The 21205-nt window shown below is 43.2% G+C and carries 20 protein-coding genes, 1 tRNA gene and 1 pseudogene; 3 read left to right on the top strand and 19 right to left on the bottom strand.

Translation table 11 applies throughout. The features are described 5' to 3' along the window. Positions 1-79: 79 nt before the first annotated feature. Positions 80-919 (bottom strand): DegV family protein, encoded by an 840-nt coding sequence (locus DXC01_RS08195; RefSeq protein ID WP_022214712.1) that lies wholly within the window; start codon positions 917-919, stop codon positions 80-82. Between the two features lie 155 nt (positions 920-1074). Between DXC01_RS08195 and DXC01_RS08190 the strand changes: the two genes are divergently transcribed. Further along, entirely contained in the window at positions 1075-1578 is a 504-nt protein-coding gene (locus tag DXC01_RS08190) for a DUF5721 family protein (RefSeq protein WP_022214711.1), read from the top strand. Here the strand turns inward: DXC01_RS08190 and DXC01_RS08185 are convergent. The 7 genes from DXC01_RS08185 to DXC01_RS08155 all read right to left on the bottom strand — a co-directional run bounded on the left by DXC01_RS08185 (position 1554) and on the right by DXC01_RS08155 (position 9586). After that, entirely contained in the window at positions 1554-1937 is a 384-nt protein-coding gene (locus DXC01_RS08185) for a sporulation initiation factor Spo0A C-terminal domain-containing protein (RefSeq protein WP_022214710.1), read from the bottom strand. The genes DXC01_RS08190 and DXC01_RS08185 overlap by 25 nt on opposite strands. A 272-nt stretch (positions 1938-2209) precedes the next feature. Then, on the bottom strand, positions 2210-4270 hold the full coding sequence (gene htpG / locus DXC01_RS08180; protein ID WP_022214709.1) for a molecular chaperone HtpG: 2061 nt from the start codon (positions 4268-4270) through the stop codon (positions 2210-2212). A gap of 120 nt (positions 4271-4390) precedes the next feature. Then, a complete protein-coding gene (locus DXC01_RS20565) occupies positions 4391-7096 on the bottom strand; it encodes a hypothetical protein (protein WP_022214708.1) in 2706 nt (901 codons plus the stop codon). A 173-nt stretch (positions 7097-7269) separates the two neighbouring features. Continuing rightward, a complete protein-coding gene (locus DXC01_RS08170) occupies positions 7270-7527 on the bottom strand; it encodes a hypothetical protein (protein ID WP_022214707.1) in 258 nt (85 codons plus the stop codon). After that, positions 7527-8333, bottom strand: a complete 807-nt coding sequence (locus DXC01_RS08165; RefSeq protein ID WP_022214706.1) for a Cof-type HAD-IIB family hydrolase — start codon at positions 8331-8333, stop codon at positions 7527-7529. Before DXC01_RS08165 ends, DXC01_RS08170 begins: the two co-directional genes overlap by 1 nt. Further along, positions 8311-8991 (bottom strand): HAD family hydrolase, encoded by a 681-nt coding sequence (locus DXC01_RS08160; protein ID WP_022214705.1) that lies wholly within the window; start codon positions 8989-8991, stop codon positions 8311-8313. The genes DXC01_RS08165 and DXC01_RS08160 overlap by 23 nt, the downstream gene beginning before the upstream one ends. A 4-nt stretch (positions 8992-8995) precedes the next feature. After that, positions 8996-9586, bottom strand: a complete 591-nt coding sequence (locus tag DXC01_RS08155) for a Maf family protein (protein WP_118253039.1) — start codon at positions 9584-9586, stop codon at positions 8996-8998. 190 nt (positions 9587-9776) lie between these two features. Here DXC01_RS08155 and DXC01_RS08150 point away from each other — a divergent pair. Continuing rightward, positions 9777-9849 (top strand) — tRNA-Thr (locus DXC01_RS08150). Positions 9850-9916: 67 nt separating this feature from the next. Here DXC01_RS08150 and DXC01_RS21440 read toward each other — a convergent pair. The 4 genes and pseudogenes from DXC01_RS21440 to DXC01_RS08130 form a co-directional block, all read right to left on the bottom strand. After that, positions 9917-10359 (bottom strand): annotated as a pseudogene (locus DXC01_RS21440) (tyrosine-type recombinase/integrase); the annotation flags it as partial. Positions 10360-10935: 576 nt separating this feature from the next. After that, the gene (locus DXC01_RS08140) at positions 10936-11196 is read right to left on the bottom strand and encodes a Txe/YoeB family addiction module toxin (protein WP_118698685.1); all 261 of its coding nucleotides are present in this window, start codon (positions 11194-11196) and stop codon (positions 10936-10938) included. After that, positions 11196-11453, bottom strand: a complete 258-nt coding sequence (locus DXC01_RS08135; protein WP_118698684.1) for a type II toxin-antitoxin system Phd/YefM family antitoxin — start codon at positions 11451-11453, stop codon at positions 11196-11198. Before DXC01_RS08135 ends, DXC01_RS08140 begins: the two co-directional genes overlap by 1 nt. A 134-nt stretch (positions 11454-11587) precedes the next feature. Continuing rightward, entirely contained in the window at positions 11588-13765 is a 2178-nt protein-coding gene (locus tag DXC01_RS08130) for a leucine-rich repeat protein (protein WP_118698683.1), read from the bottom strand. Positions 13766-13994: 229 nt separating this feature from the next. Here DXC01_RS08130 and DXC01_RS08125 point away from each other — a divergent pair, with 229 nt between their 5' ends. Continuing rightward, positions 13995-15662: a glutamine--tRNA ligase/YqeY domain fusion protein gene (locus tag DXC01_RS08125; protein WP_022214701.1), complete on the top strand. Its 1668-nt coding sequence runs from the start codon at positions 13995-13997 to the stop codon at positions 15660-15662. Positions 15663-15735: 73 nt separating this feature from the next. Here the strand turns inward: DXC01_RS08125 and DXC01_RS21435 are convergent, their stop codons facing one another. Genes DXC01_RS21435 through DXC01_RS08090 form a run of 7 tightly spaced genes read right to left on the bottom strand, consistent with a single transcriptional unit; the run spans position 15736 to position 21118 of the window. Continuing rightward, positions 15736-16089, bottom strand: coding sequence for a hypothetical protein (locus DXC01_RS21435; protein WP_118253032.1), 354 nt, complete (start codon positions 16087-16089; stop codon positions 15736-15738). 60 nt (positions 16090-16149) lie between these two features. After that, complete coding sequence (locus DXC01_RS08115) at positions 16150-16752, bottom strand: sigma-70 family RNA polymerase sigma factor (RefSeq protein ID WP_118253030.1); 603 nt, start codon at positions 16750-16752, stop codon at positions 16150-16152. Positions 16753-16768: 16 nt separating this feature from the next. Then, complete coding sequence (gene rlmB / locus DXC01_RS08110; protein ID WP_022214700.1) at positions 16769-17512, bottom strand: 23S rRNA (guanosine(2251)-2'-O)-methyltransferase RlmB; 744 nt, start codon at positions 17510-17512, stop codon at positions 16769-16771. Further along, entirely contained in the window at positions 17509-17934 is a 426-nt protein-coding gene (locus DXC01_RS08105) for a Mini-ribonuclease 3 (RefSeq protein ID WP_022214699.1), read from the bottom strand. Before DXC01_RS08105 ends, rlmB begins: the two co-directional genes overlap by 4 nt. Further along, positions 17919-19328 (bottom strand): cysteine--tRNA ligase, encoded by a 1410-nt coding sequence (gene cysS / locus DXC01_RS08100; protein ID WP_118698682.1) that lies wholly within the window; start codon positions 19326-19328, stop codon positions 17919-17921. The genes DXC01_RS08105 and cysS overlap by 16 nt, the downstream gene beginning before the upstream one ends. Positions 19329-19361: 33 nt before the next feature. Then, positions 19362-19841, bottom strand: a complete 480-nt coding sequence (ispF, locus tag DXC01_RS08095) for a 2-C-methyl-D-erythritol 2,4-cyclodiphosphate synthase (protein ID WP_022214697.1) — start codon at positions 19839-19841, stop codon at positions 19362-19364. 2 nt (positions 19842-19843) lie between these two features. Further along, complete coding sequence (locus tag DXC01_RS08090; protein WP_118698681.1) at positions 19844-21118, bottom strand: sn-glycerol-1-phosphate dehydrogenase; 1275 nt, start codon at positions 21116-21118, stop codon at positions 19844-19846. Positions 21119-21205 lie beyond the last annotated feature (87 nt).

The raw sequence follows: 21205 nt of genomic DNA, 5'->3' as shown, positions 1-21205 counted from the left end.
CTTTGCTGCATATAAGTACTCATTGCATTATAGCACAGGAAAGTCCAAAAGTGAAGTACCTTTCCGGGATATTCCAGGCTTATACGGCAACGATCACGCCTCCGTCATTTGCATACATGCTGCTTACACCTGCAGTATCCAGGATTACAATATCCTTCACGTTCATGCGCTCCTGAAGTGCATTTCGAAGAAGGACTGCTCTCTCATGGCAGTTGCAGTGTGAGATCGCGAGTGTCTTGGTTTCACTATTCTGTGTCTTGGCTACGATCTGTTCTGCCATTTTGACCAGTGCTTTATTCATTCCGCGCGCCTGATCAAGCTGACAGATACTTCCTTCATCTGTAGATCCCATGACCGGTTTGATCTTCAGTGCGCTGGCAACAAGTGCCTTTGCTTTGCTGAGTCTTCCATTCTTGCGAAGTGTTTCCAGATTATCCAGTACAAAGAAGGTGTGCTGTCCTGCAATATATGCATCCACAGTCTCAATTACTTTCTCAAAGGAATACCCGGCTTCTTCACACTCCTGGATCTTCATCGCGATCAGGGTCTGACCGACAGAAGCCGATCTGGAATTAAAAACATGGATCTGTCTGCCCGGTTTCTCCTCATTCAAAAGATTACTTCCCAGAACTGCACTGTTATAAGAACCGCTGAGTTCTGCTGAGAGTGTCACTGCATAGATATGATCTGCTTCACAGTCAAAAGCCCTCATATAACGTTCCGGAGAAGGACACGCTGATTTCGGGCACTCCGGGCATGCAGCTACTTTCTTAAGGAAATCTGCCTGATCAAAAGTCTCATCATCTATAATATTCTCGCCGCCTACATTCAAAGTAAGCGCTACCGATTCAAAATGTTCATTATTCTTCCATTCTTCTAACAATTCACCGCAACTATCTATAATAATCTTATAACTCAATTATATCGTCCTCTTTCCCGTAATATGTAGTTTCGAATACCACATCTATATTAACATATAGCCCATTGTTTGAAAAGAGTTTTTGTAAAAACTATATTCTTTTTTTCAGTTCTGCTTTATAATAGAAGCAACAGTAAACAGAAAGGAGTTCTTTAATGCTTGCACTCAAGATCAATACTACCAAAGCTTTTATGCACAAATTACTGATCGGAGATACCTTCCATATATTTTCTCTGGCCGAAGCATCCATTACAACCTTTAACCAGTTCCATATAGACGGAAAACTACATATGGATTTTTTTGACACTGATACTGCACAGCAGTTATCTGAAAACGGTGACATTTACTCTTCCTGGAAAGATGTAAAATCCTATTGTTATTCCATCATACGGGGAAAGCTCCCGCCTCTCCAGTTTAAATTTGTAATGCGTCTTTCGCCCCAACAGATGATGCTTCTTCCTCTTTCAGAAGACCCGTCTGTTCCCGCCGATGAAATTTCGGATCTGTTCCTGAATATTCAATACAAAAACCATGAATTATTCTGTACAACGGGTACCTTTTCCAGACTTTTTACACTGGACAAAACTTTCGAAACTACATGGGATAATGCTGTGATGAATTTTTTCAGAGGACATCAGATTGATTTCACCATATTATAATCTGGATATAATTTTCTGTCAGAATGCGTCGTCTCAATTTCCATCTGCATCAGATAATATGCCATCATATCTATAAATTCGCTGTTTGTCGGCTTATAACGCAATGGATAACCGGCAATTTCATTCATGGCTTCTTTATTTGATTCCCAACAGACATTGATCACCGTTCGGATATCATGTTCCACATTTACCGGTGTGGACTTAAACTGTTTTGCCAGAGATGGATATATATCTTTTGTGATTTTTATAGGATGATCCTGAATTTCCATGAACATTCTTACCGCTTCTGCCACATAGTAATAACCTTTATATTTGGAAGTTACTCCTAATTGCCGTATCAACCGATATACTTTTCTCATACCTTTTTCCCTCCGGTTTTTTCTTTCTCAATATTATACGACATATTTTGCTTCATTTCTCATATCCTAGCAAAATAGTCTTTCCTCGATAAAAGATTACATTTCCGGAAAAATATCTCGATTTTTCGACAAAAACAACATCTACATACAAAAATAGCATAAAAATTTTTGTACCATTTGTCAATCATGCAAAAGAAATTCCCGGATGTGGTTTTTGACTGTTGTCCACATCCGGGAATTTGGAAATTAATCTTACATTTTCTAATAAAATTTTATTTAGCAATCATCATCAGGATGTCATTGCTTCTCTGAACAAACTTGGTCATCTCATCTGGCGAAAGCTGTTTATGGCTGATCATAGCCAGATCATACAGTTGCTCGCAGATCACTGCTGCATGTTCAGACTCCTGATTCTTGCCGAGGAACTGTACCAGCGGATGGTTTGCATTGAGTACCAGTGTCTCCTGTCCACCAAACATGGACGGATCCATTCCATACATGTTGTACATCTTCATCATATCCTGCATACGGCGGCTCTCCTCAGAAAGCATCATCATTGCAGCTACGGAGTCATTCTTGAGGTTCTCTACTTTGACTTCGAGTTTCTCTTTGCCAAGGCTCTTGCGGAACAGATCTGTCAGAGTCTTTGTTGTCTCTTCATCTGCAGCACCCTCTCCCTTGAGTTCTTCTGTAAGATCAGCATCAATTCTCTTGAACTGGATGGTCTGGTCCTTCTGCTCAAGATGAGAAATGAAGGCAGTGTCGATATTGTGTGACAGGATCACTGCATTCTTGCCTGCTTCCTTGAACATGTTGATGTACTGGCTCTGCTGTACCGGATCTGTTACATAGAAGATGGTTGTCTTCTCCGGCTCTTTGTTCTCATCATCATCTTTCTTTTCTTCTGACTCTGCTTCTTTTGTTTCGGAAGTCTCTTCTCTTTCTTCTTTCTTGTTCTGCTCGATGCAGTCCTTGAGAGTCATATATTTGTTATCCAGGTCTTTGAACAGAATGTAGTCATGCAGTTTCTCTGCAAACTTCGCATCCTTGATGCAGCCATATTTGATGAACGGGCTGATGTCATCCCAGTATTTCTCATAGGATTCACGGTCAGTCTTGCACATGCCTGTCAGCTTGTCTGCAACTTTCTTGGAAATGTATTCAGAAATCTTCTGAACAAATCCGTCATTCTGCAGGGCACTTCTGGATACGTTCAGCGGAAGATCCGGGCAGTCGATCACGCCTTTGAGAAGGAGCAGGAATTCCGGAATGACTTCCTTGATATTGTCTGCGATGAATACCTGGTTGTTGTACAGTTTGATGGTTCCTTCGATGGAATCATATTCTGTGTTGATCTTCGGGAAGTACAGGATACCTTTGAGGTTGAACGGATAATCCATGTTCAGATGGATCCAGAACAGAGGCTCCTTGTAATCCATAAATACTTTGCGGTAGAAATCCTTGTAATCCTCATCGCTGCATTCATTCGGATGTCTCATCCACAGCGGATTCGGATCACTTAAGGATACCGGGCGTTTGTTGATCTTTACTTTGTCCTTTGCAGGTGAAACTTCTACGACTTCTTTCTCGCCGTTTTCGTTTTCCTTTTCTTCTGTCTTGGCGTCTTCGTGGATGTGTTCTACAACTACATCGTCATCGCGAAGTTCAGATTCATCAATCGTCTCATATTCCTGCTCTGCGTTTGCTTTGGACAGGTAGATGTTCACCGGCATAAAGGAACAGTATTTCTCGATTACTTCACGCATGCGGTATTCATTACAGAACTCCAGGCTCTCTTCGTTCAGGAATAAGGTGATCTCTGTACCTGGTGTGGTTCTGTCGCCGTCCTGCATATCATATTCTGTACCGCCATCACAAGTCCAGTGTACTGCTGTTGCTCCATCCTTATAGGAAAGTGTATCAATGTGCACCTCATCAGCAACCATGAATGCAGAATAAAATCCCAGTCCGAAATGTCCGATCATCTGGTCATCTGTTGTTTTATCTTTGTATTTCTCAAGGAATTCTGTTGCACCGGAAAAAGCGATCTGTGTGATGTATTCTTCTACTTCATCACCAGTCATACCGATACCGTTATCAATGAATTTCAGGGTTTTGGCATCCGGATCCACTACTACCTGAACTGCTGCTTTATAGTCATCCGGGAAAGTGTACTCTCCCATTACTTCCAGTTTCTTAAGTTTGGTGATCGCATCACATCCGTTGGATACAAGCTCTCTTACAAAGATATCATGGTCTGAATACAGCCATTTCTTTATGATAGGAAAAATATTTTCACTGTTAATTGACAAATTTCCATGTTTTGCTGCCATTTAAAAACACGCTCCTTTGTTTCTTTAATTTCATTTTTTATATATACTAATACCATTTTTTGCAAAAGTCAAGGAAAAATTAGCACTCATTTAAAATGAGTGCTAACAAAATATATTTTATTATTTCTTTTTCTTCTTGTAATAGATCACGCCGTATACAGCTCCTGCTGCAATAATCAAGATGACCACAAATGGAATGATATCCGTTGGATCATTTGTCTTGACAGATTTTTTCTGATTTGCAGATGGAGTAAGATTTGTTCCCGGTGCTGTGACCTTCGCCTCTGAAATACTGAAAGCTACCTGTTTGGTATCCTGACTGTCAGTATTTTTCCAGTTTTTGCCATTGTACTGCTGCTGCTGGAAAACGACTTTCAATGTATAATCACCGCTCTTGGAAAGTCCGAAGCATGCTGTATAAGGAGCTTTATCCCATGCATTTGTATTGATGACAGTCCAGTTCAGCGGAACATAACGGATATCACCTTTCTTAGGAGAATTGTTGTCCATTCCTGCTCCTACTGCTGTGAAAGAGATTTTGGACTGAGTTGTATAAACGCCATTTACCTCAATTCCTGTTATCTTATTATCATCTGCGGAGACAGTCTTTGGTGTATAGGCTTCTACATTTACTTTAACATAGGCTAACAGATCTATATTATTGTTATTGTCCACGCCATCCGGAAGTGTTACTGCTCCTTTGACTGTAAAACTCTGTGCTGCTGTATCAGCGGCATTATAAGAACAGTTCTTGACATCCCAGGCTACTTTGGCTTTGGCCTTTCCTCCGGTAGTCTCGATCACTACTGTGGACGGCAGTTTCAGCTTCTGTGCATCTTTGGCTGTGCCATTTGCAATTCCGCTGATCTCTGATGGATTCTGGATCTTTGTAAGAGAAACAGTTCCTTTGAGTACCTGGAAGGATGCCTTGCACACAGTTTCTGTCGCCGCTGAAGCAATCGTGATATTTTCCTGATAACTATTTACGTCCAGGCCATCCTTCGGTGCTACTGTAAATACCGCTGATTCTCCTGGCTGGATTGTCAGTCCGGTGGCTGCTGTTATCGTGAAATATTTTGCAGAAGGCTGTACAAGTGTCTCTGCCACATTTCCATTGTTTGTAACAGTGATCTGCTGTGCACTGACTCCGCTGTATCCTTTCTTTGCACTTGCAAAATCAAGTGTATCTGTTGAGATTCCAAGACTGTGGCTCGCTGTATTTACAGTAACCGTTGCCGTGATCACGATCCCCTGTCCGGAAGTTGTATCATTGATCGTAAATGCCTCTGTATAGGTACCGGCACTCAGCCCATTCTTCGGGCGCACGGTAAATGTTGCTGTACCTCCATTTGCACTGATTTCCTGTGCAGATAATGCCGCATCAAAATATTTAATTTCTCCCTGATCACTGTATATATCTGACAGAACTGCATCTGCATTGCCTTCATTGGTCAGTGTGATCGTCTGTGCCTGCGGTGCCTCTGTATAGCCTTCTACGACACTGCCAAAATCTGCCGCGCCTGTATCGGCATTTACCTTACTCACTGCCGGTACCTGTGTCGGTTCCGATGTTGGTGTATCCTGTGGTGTCTCCGTCGGCTCCGGTGTCGGTGTATCTTGTGGTGTCTCTGTCGGTTCCGGTGTCGGTGTATCCTGCGGCACCTCCGTCGGTTCCGGTGTATCTTCACTTTCGACAGTCATTTGTGCTTTGAAAGAAGCTGTTGCTCCTTCTTCTGTCTTATATGTGATCGTATCCTCATAACTGCCAGGCTCTGTTCCAACCCGCGGTGCGATCCATACCTGTACGCTCTGACCGGCTTCCAGAGGCTCGGTGATATCCTGGACTGCAAAATGCTCCGGGCTTATATCTATGAAATTCAGAGTTTCTGTACCGGTATTTTTGATGGTCACATACTGTGCCTGTTCGTCTTCCTGTCCTGAAACAACCGTGCCAAATGCCAAAACATCACTGCTTCCGTCGCCGACTTCTGCTTCTGCCTGATAAGATGCCTCATCTGTATCTGACGGACTTTCTGTTTCTGTATTATCTTCTGTGTTATTGTATGTTCCATCTTCTTTTGCTTCCGGGATTCCTTCTACAGAAGTGCTTCCAGCCTCCTCTGAATCCTGTTCGTTCTTTTCTGTGCTGCCAGTTTCATCCGCAGGCTGTAATTCTTCCTGATATTCGTTCTGTTCCAGTTCTTCTTCAGAGTTTTCATTCTCCTGCTCTGATGATTCTGCATCATTTGTTGCTGCCGGAATGCCATCTACAGATTCTGATCCGGCCTCGTTATCATTCGCTGCCTCCGGAATTTCCTGTGTTTCCTCTGATGAAGCATCCTCTGCTGTGGAGGTATCCTGATTCTGTTCCTCTGTTGAAGCTTCTGTATTCTGTTCTGTTTCTGCTGCTTTAGGATCTGCTGTCTCTGTAACAGTCGCTGTCACAGCTGTCAGACTGCCGCTGAATCCCTTATCCTCCAAACCGGTAATCGTCAGAACGATCTTTGAATCTATATCATCTTTGGTGATCGTATAAGTTTTTTCTTTACTGAGGGATTTCAGTTCAGGTTTCTCTCCCTGCTGTTCTTTCTTTTCATCATCGGAAGTTTTGCGAAACCACTGATAACTGACACTGTCCTCTGTTATCCCTTCGTTCTTTATCCCCTGCATATCTGCTTTCAATGTCGTTCCTGCTACTGCCGTGCCCTGGATCTTGAGCTGTCCATCCAGCACAGCGGCGGTTGTCTCTGCAAATACTGTCACCGGCAGCAGCGACAATATCATAAACACAGACATAATGATCGCCAGAAATCTCCTTCTGTTCATAATTTTCCTCCTTTTTGGGTTTCTATCACAAATATTCACGGATATGACCCTTTTATTGATACTATATTCCCCACTTCCCGTATCGTCATTATAGCATGACAGGGAAAGGCTATGTAATTTCTATTTTACATAACCTTTCCCTGTCATAAAAAATTTCTACTTCAAATATCGGCTCACCCTTCTACCAGAAGATATCCGCCTGACGGAAGAACAAATACTTCACTTGCATCTTCCAGTTCCTCATCTGTCATTCCACTGATGTCTGCACCTGCTTCATCAAAGTATGCACGTACTTCTTTGAGCGTTTTCAGCTCTACCGCCATACAGTCTTCAAGGAATTCTTCTGCTTCCTCATAGGAAGATGCAACTGCTTCGTCAAAAAGCTGTCCCTGGTTTTTGAGAAATGTTTCTACGCTTTCTTCTGTATACATTATTTAATTACCTCCTCTATGTTTCCACCTGCGCGGATCAGTTTCTTAAGAATATATTCTACGCGCTCTGTCTGATAAGACGCTGCTTTTTTGACCCCCGGCTTCGCGTGAGCCATGGCAAAACTGTATGGTACGGATTCCAGCATCGCAATGTCATTATACTCATCACCAAACACAATACATTCTTCCGGTCTGATACCAAGCAGTTTCTGATATTCCCTGAGACCTTTTGCCTTATTGGTCTCAAACGGGATAAAATCAACCCAGGCAAAACCGGATGTCACTACCGTACATCTGTCTCCGAACCGTTCCTTCCAGTACCGGATAGAATCCTCCTGGATTCCTTCCCTTTCGTATACAGCTACTTTCATGCATGGCTCTGTTATCTCATCAAAGCTATCGATCTCTTTGCAGTTATTTTTGACCACATTCAGCATCAGGTCTCTGTAATGCTCTGTCTTTGGACGGATGTAATAAAAATCCTTAGTCGAACAGGTAAAGTCGGCATCCTTCTTATCATAGATCGCTTCTACGATTTCTCTGACAAGTTCCTTCGGAAAGCTGTCCTGATAGAGTACTTTCTCATTCTGGATCGCCAGACCGCCGTTTTCAGCAATAAACGCCATGTCATCCACCACCGGTGCAAACATGCGCTTCATATTTGCATACTGTCTGCCGCTTGCTGCCACAAACAAAATGCCAAGTTCTTTTAGTTCTTTTATTAATGGAAAAAGTTCTTCCGGCAGACTCTGCGCTCCGTTGAGCAGCAAAGTCCCATCCAGATCACTTGCAACCAGTTTGATCATGATTCAGTCCCTCATATATCTTAAGTAAATCTTCTGGTTTCTCCGCAACGATCTCTGCACCGCTGCTTTCAAGTTCTTCTCTGTCACGGAATCCCCATAAAGCACCGATCGTATGCATGCCTGCCGCTGTACCGGTTTCCATATCTGTCCTGGTGTCTCCGATATACATACACTCTTCTGAAGAAGCACCGAATTCTGCTGCTGCTTTAAGCGGACCGTCCGGTGCCGGTTTCCTGCGGATCGCATCGCTCTGTCCGATCACCAGGTCAAAATATCCCGGGAACATCTTGTCGATCACCTTGACTGCGGCTATATGCGGCTTGTTGGAGCAGACAGCAAGCTTCACTCCTGCATTCTTCAGTGTCTGAAGTGTGTCCCTGATTCCTTCATACGGAACTACCTTATATAAAGGATCCTCGTCAAATTTCTTTCTGTAAAGAGCCCTGCACTCCTCAAAATGGGTAAGTTCCGGGTCTCCGGCATCTTTGAGGCAGCGGCGTACCAGCATATCTGCTCCCTCACCGCTGTAATATTTAAAATTCTCTGTCGGCTGTTCCTTAAGTCCCATTCCCCTGAGGATCTCATTGGCAACGTATGCCATAGAATCCAGTGTATTTGCCAGGGTGCCGTCCAGATCAAAAATACATGCTTTTATCATGATCTTATCCTCGTAATTCTATTCCATGTTTCTTCGTTTCGTAAAACAGTCTGCCCACAGGAAGGCCTACTACATTTGTATAGTCCCCGCGGATTCCCTTTACATAAGCACCAAATCCGCCCTGGATACCGTAGCTTCCTGCCTTGTCCATCGGTTCGCCTGTTGCTACATATGCCCTGATCTCTTCCTCGGAAACCGGATAGAAAGAAACATCTGTACATTCTGCAAAAGTGATCGTTTCCCATTTGGAATCCTTACGTTCCATAACTGTCACTCCGGTATAGACCTGATGCGTATTCCCCTGGAGCATGGATAATGTATTTACCGCATCCTCTTCATTCTTTGGTTTGCCAAGGATCTTATTATCAAAAGATACGATCGTATCTGCTCCCAGAATGACCGTTCCTTCTTCCATGTCAAATTTCAACGCCGTCGCCATTGCTTTCTGCAGGGACAGTTCCTTTACGATGTCTTCCGGAATCTCCTTCGTGATCTTTTCCTCGCTGTTCCCAGGACATACCTGAAAGATCACTCCGGCATTCGCCAGAAGTTCTCTCCTTCTCGGAGATGCCGAAGCAAGTATGATTTTTCTCATAATTCAAGTCTTCCTTTACTTTTCTTCTGTTCCAGTATACCCTGTCCCTTTCAAACTGGCAACTATCAAAATAACAAAAAGTATTCCTCAAAAAAGATCAAAAAAAGTTAAAATAAAGTGTTGACAACTTCTTGTACTTCTGTTAATATTATCAACTGTGAGCGGCAGATAAACGCTTCACAAAGTAATTGCTGATGTGGCTCAGTCGGTAGAGCGTCGCCTTGGTAAGGCGGAGGTCACGGGTTCGATTCCCGTCATCAGCTTTATTTTTTTGCCTATTTTACAGTGTTTTCGGAGATTCCGGTCAATAGATCCTCGATTTTTGTGATAATATCCCTCTGTGCATCGAATATCTGTATGTCCCCTCAAATCTGTTACCATACGTTCGTCCACATTATTGTCCAGCAGAATACTTCCGTATGTTCTTCTTGCTTTATGCGGCGACTTCGGTGTAAGTTTCGCGCCTTGCAGGATTTTTCCATCCTTCGCCTTATCACGTTGGTTGTCATCCTTGTTCCGCTTTCTGATACAAAAACAAACTCCTGAAATGCTGTACATTCTTGCAGCTTTGCAGCAATCCAAGCATACGAATCTGGAATTATAATTGTCCTGACACCCGCACTTGATTTAGGAAATTCTTTTACCAGATACTCATAGTGGCTTTCATTTACTCTTACTCTCGTTTCTGTTCGCCTGATCTTTATTGTATTTCCTTCAAAATCTGAGTGTTTCAGTGTAACCAGTTCATCTACTCTGATACCAGTAAAAAACATCAGCAGAATACCTAGTGTACTGTCTCATTGACTTTCAGTTAAATAACGCAGAATGTTTTTTCATCGACAAGGCGACTGAACGAGGCGATGCGGTGGCATCGTTGAGCGAAGTCAACGCAGTTCGATGGGAAAACAGGCAAGTTATTTAGCGAAATGTCAATGAGACAGTACACTAGAATTCATCAGGGATTCTTGTAGATTCTGCATTTTCCAGTTACCGTGTCACTGATTGGTTATCGTACCGTTGATCGAACTGGGCAAAGCGTTTCTTAATTTCTACTGTATTAGTATGTTAGTTTCGACATGGCAGCAGATGTGAAACCTGTGAAACTGTCCGATTGCTTCTGTCGTTCCGGTGATCGTAACTCTTGAGATGTTCCCTTGTGATATTGATGATTCAGGGCGGCATTCTGCAACAGTGTATATAACCGATTTCATGGTGTAAAAATTGTTGTGGCTGCTGGCATATCAGAGTTAATAGATATCATGTCGCGTATCGACATGTTAAGAAATTGTCAATCTCACTCCGTTCACACACACTCAATACATTCCACTCATCCCCTCACCATCTCACACTCACCTTGTATAGTGATACCTGCAAGCCAGTATATAAACATTTTCATCATCTATCTGATAAATAAGCCTGTCCTTATCATTAATGCGTCTTGACCAAAATCCTGCCAAATTACCTGTCAATGGTTCCGGTTTGCCGATTCCCTGATTACCATTCCTGCATATATCCTCTATCAGAGTATTGATCTTCTTCAGTGTCTTTTTGTCTTCTGTCTCCCAGTAAACGTAGTCTTCCCATCCGTTCTGTGTAAACACCTTATTCATCATTCAACCTCTTTTAACTTATGAACGCTTGCTTTTCCTGCCTGTAACTGTTTCTTTGATTCCATGATCCAGTCATAATTTGCCCGATCTTCCATAAGATAGAGATTCTCCATAAGATTATTGTAGGATTCCTCTGACATCATCACCACATTTCTGTTGTTTTTACGAGTAACTATCATGGTTTCGTAATCATCTGTGACCTTATCCATATAGTTTTTCATGTTTTCTCGTAAATTCGTATAGTTCACGGCCAACATGTACACCCCTCCTTTCCTGTACAGTATTCTGTACTTTTATTATACGTACAGTATATGTAGCTGTCAATGATTTATCCAAAATCTGACCAAAAAAGTGAAGCAACTGAAAACTCAATTACCTCTTTCTGATGATATTATCTTACAGTAATTTTACATTTTACACTTTTCTTACCTGATGTTACAGTAATTATCGTGGTACCTTTTCCCCTTGCTTTTATCTGTCCTTTTGAACTTACAGTCGCTATTTTTATATTACCCGTTTTATATGTTACTTTTTCACCACTGGTTATTGGCGAAAGTATCGGTCGTAATGTAGTGCTTTGATTTCTTTTTAGGTTAATTTTGGATGGAATTCCTGTAATTTTAGTTGTTTTTACAACTGTTGTCTGAACTGTAACAGGAATCTTCTTTTTCAATCCACTCTTTAAGGTTACAGTAATAACAGCTCTTCCCTTTTTATTGCCTGCTGTGATCGTACAGGTTCCATTTGATTTTCCAGAAACTTTTGCAACAGAAGTATTATTAGCCTTCCATGATACAATAGAATCTCCTTTCGCAAGACCACTGATTCTTACAGCTGTTGTTTTCTGCTTTGTTTTCAATATAAGGCTTGTCACAGAAGATTTTATGGTAGGTTTTACCTTATTTCCAACTTTACGGGTTTCTTTTTTCCCACAAACACCACAGAAACGCGACTGTTGTGCCTGTGCAAATACAGTTGCCTGACTTGTAGTTTTCCATGAAGAAAACTTATGTCCTGTTGCCGGTATTATCTGTTGTGAATCTTCTTTAATTTCATCACATACACTGCAGTGAATACTTTTTCTTCCAGACGTTGTACATGTCGGTTTTAAATCTGTTGTTTCTTTATCGTTCCATTTATGTTCAACTGTTTCAAGTTTTTCAGTTTTAGTTGCATTACACCTGAAACAAGTATATACTTTTTGACCTTTCTCCGTACAGGTTGGTTTCTTTTCGATCACTCCATTATCCCAACGATGACCTATCGCCCTGATAATGTTTCCGTCTGCCAGAAGCTCTCCACAATCTTTGCAATATACATCTCCTGTATATCCATCTCTTTCACAGGTAGCCTCTTTTGCATACCTGACTTCAGTATTTTTGTGTCCTGACTGCGGTACAATCACTTCTTTGTTCTGCGTTTGAAAATTACTGTTTGAAAACGCCGCTGTATACTGTATTTTTCCATCCCGGGTGCATGTTGCCTGTTCGACAATCTTTTCTTGAGTCTTTACCGTTTCTGTATCTTCATATTTGCACAAAGAACAAACTTCCGAGGCCATACATTCAGAATTATCTTCACTCCATTTATAAGAAACATTTCCATAAACATGTTTTTGATTCGTTGGAATAAACTTTTCTTCTTTATATCCACATCCATCTCTCTGACACGAATAGGTGATAATCCCCTCTTCTATACAGTTCGCTTCTTTGCTTACAACTCCCTGGTCAAGATCATGTCCCAGTGCCGGAATCTCTGTTTCATACTGATCTCCGCAAATTTTACAGGTTTCTTCTCCCTTTCCCTTTTCTGTACATGAACTTGCTTTTGTGACCTTAAGTATGTAAGAATGCTCATGTGTCGGGTCATAATTGTAATAAATTGTTGCATTTTTAATATTCAGGTTTAAAGCATCCCATTGTTCTTTTGTTCCGGAATATCTGACAGTTCTCAGACCAGTGCATTTAGTAAAGACATTTTTCCCAAAAATTGTTGCGCTGTTCAGAATATTTACGCTCTCCAGACTTTTACAGCCCCCAAATGTTTCCCATTTAATTTCAGTAACATTTTTCGAAATCTCAATACTGGTCAGACTGGTGCAGTCTGCAAAAGCCCCAGACCAAATAAGCGTTAATTTCTCAGGAAACTTCACATTATTTAATTTACTACAGTTTCTGAACGCATTTGGTCCTATTATCTCTAGTGTTTCTGGAAATTTCACATATTCCAGATTTGTACATCCCTGAAATCCGCCAATTCCCATTACGCCTTCAGGTATTTCAATTTTTCTCAGGCCGGTGCAACCTTCAAAAGCACCGTCATGGACCTCTGTTATCTTATCTGGAAGCTTAATATCTGTTAAACTTTTGCAGCCACAAAAAGCATCAAGACCAATATAATCTACATCTTCCGGAATTTTTATCTCTGTCATATTGACGCAGCCGCAAAACGCCTCATCACCAATACTTTTAATCCCTTCCTGTATACTGACTTTTTTAATGGAATCGCAGTATGCACTCCCTTTTATCCCCCATAACTTTTTGTTTGCAGCATGTTCTTCCAATCTCATTATAATAAATTATACCTTTCCTGTCCGTAATTGTAAATATGCATCACTACAGTACCAGACACTTCGTTTTTGCCATATATACAGGATTTTCTCCTTGTTTTATTTCAGATTATATTATACAATATAAAAGTTATTTAACTTTCTATACACTTTGCATTTACGCTATGCTATAATAGCAAAGTAGTTATACTGGATTTTTTTAACATAAAATTACTCAGGAGGGACAGAGATGGAAAACGAAACTGTTTCCAAAAATTTTATTGAGAACATCATTGACGAGGATCTGGCCGAAGGTGTTTATGATACCGTACACACCCGTTTCCCACCGGAACCGAACGGGTACCTCCATATCGGACATGCCAAATCCATTCTTTTAAACTATGGACTTGCACAGAAATACAACGGCAAATTCAACATGCGTTTCGATGATACCAACCCGACCAAAGAAAAGAGCGAATTTGTAGAGTCCATCAAAGCGGACATCAAATGGCTCGGTGCTGACTGGGAAGACAGACTTTTCTTTGCGTCTGATTATTTCCCGCAGATGTATGAAGCTGCTGTCAAGCTCATCAAGAAGGGCAAAGCTTATGTCTGCGATCTGACTGCCGATCAGATCCGCGAATACCGTGGTACTCTTACAGAGCCAGGCAAAGAAAGCCCATACCGTAACCGCAGCGTCGAAGAAAACCTTCAGCTTTTTGAAGAAATGAAAGACGGCAAATACCAGGATGGAGAGAAAGTTCTCCGTGCCAAGATCGATATGGCATCCCCGAACATGAACATGCGTGACCCGGTCATCTACCGTGTTGCTCATATGACTCACCACAGAACCGGCGATACCTGGTGCATCTATCCAATGTACGACTTTGCTCATCCGATCGAGGATGCGATCGAGGGAATCACACATTCTATCTGTACACTGGAATTTGAGGATCACAGACCGCTTTATGACTGGGTAGTAAGAGAACTGGAATACCCGCAGCCACCGAAGCAGATCGAATTTGCAAAATTATACCTGACAAACGTTGTTACCGGCAAGCGTTACATCAAGAAACTTGTTGAGGACGGCATCGTAGACGGATGGGATGATCCGCGTCTCGTTTCCATCGCCGCTCTCCGCAGAAGAGGTTTCACTCCGGAATCCATCAAGATGTTCGTTGAACTCTGCGGTGTATCCAAGGCCAACAGTTCCGTTGACTACGCTATGCTTGAATACTGTATCCGTGAGGATCTCAAGCTCAAACGTCCGCGTATGATGGCAATCCTTGATCCGATCAAACTCGTGATTGACAACTATCCGGAAGGTCAGGTTGAATACCTGGAAGCTCCGAACAACATGGAAAACGAAGCTCTCGGAACACGTAAGCTTCCATTTGGCAAGGAGCTTTATATCGAGCGTGAGGACTTCATGATCGAGCCTCCACGTAAATACAAGAGACTTTTTGTAGGTGCTGAAGTTCGTCTTATGAACGCTTACTTCGTTACCTGTACAGGATATGAAGCAGATGATGACGGTACTGTACGTGTTGTACACTGTACTTACGATCCTGCTACCAAGGGCGGCAACGCTCCTGACGGACGTAAAGTCAAAGGAACGATCCACTGGGTAGAAGCTTCCAATGCAGGCAAAGCAACCGTTCGTCTCTACGAAAACATCGTAGATGAAGAAAAGGGTGTTTACAACAAAGAAGACGGTTCCCTCAATGTGAACCCGAATTCTCTGACCACCGTAACTGCTTATGTAGAGCCAGCTCTTATGGAAGCCAAAGGATACGACAGCTTCCAGTTCGTAAGAAACGGATTCTTCTGTGCAGATATCCACGACTCCAAAGAAGGCGAGCCGGTATTCAACCGCATCGTTTCTCTCAAGAGTTCCTTCAAGCTTCCCAAAGCCTGATCCAGATTCACGCAATTACGCAAAAGTGCCCCGCCGGTAGTTGATCCGGCGAGACACTTTTTATTTAATGAAATTATTCTTCTGTTTCAGGAGCTTTTTCTTCTGCTTCTTCTGTTTCCTGAACTTCTTCTTTTATTTCTTCTTCAAGAGCTTCTTCAGCCTCTGTTTCCTCTGCTTCTTCTTCCGCAGATTCCTCTACAGCTTCTTCGCTTTCTTCCCATGCTTCAAAGGATTCGTGAGCTTCTTTCTTTTCTTCTTTCTTCGGCTCTTCCTCTTCTTCAAAGTCATCATCGAAATCGTCGTCAAAATCGTCCTCGAAATCCTCGAGAGGTTTCTTCTTGAATGCCAGTGCTGCTACAGCTCCTGCCGCTGCGGCTGCTACGGCTCCGACTGCAACAAATCCCCAATATTTGTTTAATTTTGCCATAATACTCTGCTCCTTTCATATAACAGTTTGTTCTTTGTCACAAAGATTAGAATAATTATACTATTTTTTGTCCCAAAAAGAAAGGGAAAAGTTTCGTATCTTGCCTCTTATCCTCTGAAGTGCATTATCGATCGACTTGGGTGTTTTTCCCATAATCTTTGCGATCTGGATGTAACCATAACCCTTAAGATAATACTCCAGCACCTTATTTTCCATTGGACTTAATGTCCGGTGGATCTCCTGTTCAAGGCTCCTCGTGCTTTCCTGGTCAATGATGATATTTTCAGGATTTTCCCACCAGGAACCTTCCAGCTCATCCGTTTCCTCCGGTTCTTCACTAAGTGAAATATAGGAGTTCAGAGGCATATGCTTCTGCCGGTTTGAATTTTGGATAGCACTGTAAAGCTGTCGGTCAATGCACATCCCCGCAAATGTCCGAAAAGAAGCATCTTTGTCAGGCTGATAACTCTGTACCGCCTTAAAAAGCCCGATCATTCCTTCCTGTATCAGATCATCGGTCTCACCGCCGATCAGGAACATGGCTCTTGCTTTCTGGCGGACAAATCCTTTGTATTTTTCCATCAGATAATCTGATATCTCTTCCTCACCAGATCTCAGCCTGGTGAGCAATTCTTCATCTGTGCATTTTTCATACTGGCACATAGAGAATCTCCATTTCTTATTTGCTTTCTGCCACGAGACGCTGTCTTACGATCTCATACGCAAGGACACCTGCTGCAACGGATGCATTCAGAGAATCGATATCTCCCTTCATCGGGATAGATGCGGTAAAGTCACATGCCTCTCTCACAAGACGACTGACTCCTTCGCCCTCGTTTCCGATCACAAGACCGATCGGTCCCGTCAGATTCATACGGTACATGCTCTCTCCGCCCATATCTGCACAGACGAACCAGATGCCTTTTTGCTTAAGTTCTTCCATGGTACGTACCAGATTGGTAACTTTGGCAACCGGTGTGTAATTGATCGCACCGGCAGATGTCTTGGCAACTGTGGAAGTCAGTCCGACAGCTCTGCGCTTCGGAATGATAACACCATGTGCACCTGCCAGGTTAGCTGTACGGATGATCGCACCAAGATTATGCGGATCCTCTACATTGTCCAGAAGGATCAGAAACGGCGGCTCACCCTTCTCCTCTGCCTTGGCGAGGATGTCTTCTACGGTGCTGTATTCATAAGCTGCAACCTGCGCGATCACACCCTGATGTGCATGTGTCTCACTGAGCTGGTCCAGTCTTTCTTTGGATACATAATTGATGATCGTGTCTTTTTTGCGAGCCTCTCTTGCGATCGTGCGGACTGGTCCGTCCTGGCATCCATCCAGGATAAAAAGCTTGTCCACGCATTTGCCTGAACGAAAAGCTTCCAGTACCGCGTTGCGGCCTTCTATCTGTTCACTCATAATCTGTCCTCTCCGATTCCCATACGGACAAGTTCAAGCATCCGTGTGTAATCTCCCTTTAAATATAAGTATCCCATCAATGCCTCAAAGCCTGTTGCCCTTCTGTAATCAGCCATGGTTGCATGCTTTGCCATTGTAGGAGAATGTGCGTTGCGGCCTCTGCGGTAGATGTTATGCTCTTCCTCGGTCAGTTTCTCCTCTATCACTTCCATGATCGCTGACTGAGAAGCTGCCTTTACCAGACTGCTTGCTTTTTTGTGAAGCTGGTTGACCGGACAGTTGCCCTTCCTGACAAGGACTGTACGGATGATCAGCTCATAGATCCCATCTCCGATATACGCCAGAGTCAGCGGAGAATAACTCCGCAGATCCTGGTTTTCAAGATGAAACAGTTCATCAAGCTGTATCAGATTCGTTTCCATTTTACGCCCTCACGAGTATCTTTCAGTTCGATACCTTTTTCAAGAAGCAGTCCACGGATCTCATCTGCTCTTGCGAAATCTTTGGCTTTTCTTGCTGCCTGACGTTCTGCGATCAGGTTTTCGATCTCTTCGTCAAGGATCTCTTCTTTCTTCTCAAGAGTCAGTCCGAGAACATCGCAGAGTTTTGTCATAACTTCCAGAGTGTGTGCTGCAAATTCTGCGGAGCTTCCTTCCTGTACATTTGTGTTGGCAAATTTGACAAGTTCAAAGATCGCAGCCAGCGCATCAGCTGTGTTGAAGTCGTCATCCATAGCTTCCTCGAACTTAGTCACAAATGCAGTTTCTTCCTGCATCAGTTTCTTCTCGTCTTCTGTTGCTTCCTGCACAGCCGCTGCTGCCTTGCGGTCGCGAAGTCTTGCTGCTGCCTCTGTGATTCTCTCAAGCGCGTTCTTGGAGGATTCCATCAGATCTGCACTGAAATTGAGCGGGCTTCTGTAATGTGCGTTCAGCATGAAGAAACGAAGCACCTGCAGATCATACTGTTCACTGATCTCACGGACAGTACGGAAGTTTCCAAGAGACTTGGACATCTTGCGGTTGTCAATGTTCAGGAATGCATTGTGCATCCAGTATTTCGCAAAAGGAACTCCATTGCAGCATTCACTCTGTGCGATCTCATTCTCATGGTGAGGGAACACAAGGTCTTCGCCACCGGCATGGATGTCGATCTCCTCTCCAAGATATTTCTTGGACATAACGGAGCACTCAATATGCCAGCCCGGTCTTCCGTCGCACCATGGAGAGGTCCAGTATGGCTCTCCTTCTTTCTTCGGTTTCCAGAGTACGAAATCCAGCGGATCTTCCTTCTGATCCTCACCGGATACCTGCAGGGAACGGAATCCTGACTGCAGATCATCAAGGTTCTTATGAGAAAGCTTACCGTATTCTTTGAATTTCTTTACACGGAAGTATACAGTTCCATCGGCAACCGGATATGCATAACCCTTGTCGATCAGTGTCTGGATCATATCGATCATTCCGTCAATCTCCTGTGTTGCAAGCGGATGTGTGGTAGCCGGTTTTACGTTCATGCCTGCCATGTCCTTCTTGCACTCTGCGATATAACGCTGTGAAACTTCCTCTGCGCTTACGCCTTCCTCGATCGCTTTCTTGATGATCTTGTCATCTACGTCTGTGAAGTTGGATACATAGTTTACTTCGTATCCTTTGTACTCCAGATAACGGCGTACCGTATCAAAAATGATCATCGGTCTTGCATTTCCGATATGGATCAGGTTGTACACAGTCGGTCCGCATACATACATGCGTACCTTGCCCTCTTCCAGCGGTACAAATTCTTCTTTTCTTCGTGACATTGTATTAAAAAGTTTCATGTCTCTTTCCTCCGATATTATTTTGTAACAAGATCAGTCCTGGATCTCTGTGAGCAGGCAGATTGCCTGAGAAGAAATCCCTTCCCCGCTTCCGGTAAATCCAAGTCCTTCTTCTGTAGTTGCCTTAACATTGATCTTTGATTCCGGGATTCCAAGAGCATCCGCCATATTTTTACGCATCTGCGGAATATGCGGTGCCATCTTTGGTTTCTGGGCGATGATCGTCGCATCAATGTTCCCTACTTCATATCCATGTTCCTTAAGAAGCTCTGACACATGAATCAGAAGCTTCACACTGGAAATCCCTTTGTATTTGGGATCTGTGTCCGGGAAATGTTTTCCGATATCTCCAAGAGCCGCAGCCCCAAGCAAAGCATCCATCACTGCATGGATCAGCACATCCGCATCAGAATGTCCGAGAAGACCCTTTTCCCACGGGATCTTGACTCCCCCGAGGATCAGGTCACTGTTTTCTGTCAGCTTATGTACATCATATCCCATTCCAACTCTCATAATCATTCTCCTTCTATTTCGAGCATTCTGCTGACTCTCAGAAAACTGAGGCGCCGTCTGACATAAGGAGCCAGTTTCAGGCTCTGTGGTATGATTTCCTCTGTGAGTCCGATCTCGTATACACTCTGCTTACATCCAGCCTTATCCATCGCATGAACAAGTTCCTCTTCTCGCGGAAGTTCTTCAATTATATCTGCAATTTCAGAAAGACAGGATTCCAGTCTTGCCGGACTGACTTCCTCCAGTGGATCCGGTGTGTTTTCTTCGATAATTCCCTCCAGCAGATGTTTCTTACCGAATGTTTTTTCAAGAAGTTCTGTATCATCCTCACGTTCTGATAATACCCTGCATCTGCCTTCACGGATTGCTCTGGCAATACGGTTATATTCTCTGAGAACGATCAGGGTTCCAATCGAGACTTTCTCACCGTGAAGCGCATCCAGCGGTCCATTGATCACTTCTATCTCCCACAGATGAGAAAGGTGATGTTCTGCACAGGAAGCCGGTCTGGAATTTCCAACCATCTGCATCGCCAGCCCGGACAGAATCAGCGCATACATCAGTTTCTCACAGCTTTCTCTGTCACCTTGTGCAATATCATCCAGACAGGAGCGTACTGTCCTGAGTGCTTTTTCTTCCAGTTCAATAATCTCATCACAAATGTATTCATCTGTCAGCATATGAGCAATCTTCCAGTCTGCAAGACAGATATATTTTCCAAAAAGATCAGATACACCGGATGCATTCAGCCGTCTCGGTGCCGCTGCAAAAATATTTGAATCAGCATAAACTGCAATAGGCGGTGCCGCCGGCACTGTTTTTTTGAGCCCATTCCAGGTCATTGCTGCAACTGTAGATACGAATCCGTCCACGCTTGCCGCTGTTGGAACGGAAATAAAGGGAATTTTGTACTGAAAAGCCACATAACGGCTGATGTCATGGATCGTACCTGTTCCCACTGCCAGGATCAGGTCTATATCCTCTTCCATGTTATTCTCTACTACTTCGATTGCATGCTGGTCTGCATGAAGACCCTCAGCATCCAGCACAAGTACCTGACATCGGTCATAGATATCTTCCATGATCTCCTCTGTCACCTTGCATGTGTTTGTGTCACAGATCAGAAGCGGTGAAATATATTCCTTGAGAAACCCGTCTGACATTGCTTCTTCCAGCTTCTCCACTACTCCTTCTTCAATTAAAATTTCCTTTACTTCTATATGGTGATTCTTCCCGCACCCACAAGGTCGGGCAAAGTCATCCGTATCGACTCGCATGTAATTTATTCCTCCTGATTATACTCTATTTATCGAAATCTCCAAGTTACTGTTCACTCCACAGTAACATATCCTGTCCTGGAGCAG

This window comes from Blautia sp. OM07-19 (assembly GCF_003481595.1).
GTDB classification, from domain to species: Bacteria; Bacillota; Clostridia; order Lachnospirales; family Lachnospiraceae; genus Blautia_A; species Blautia_A intestinihominis.
Note: the sequence above shows the minus strand (reverse complement) of the source record. Positions and strands in the feature narration are given on the sequence as shown.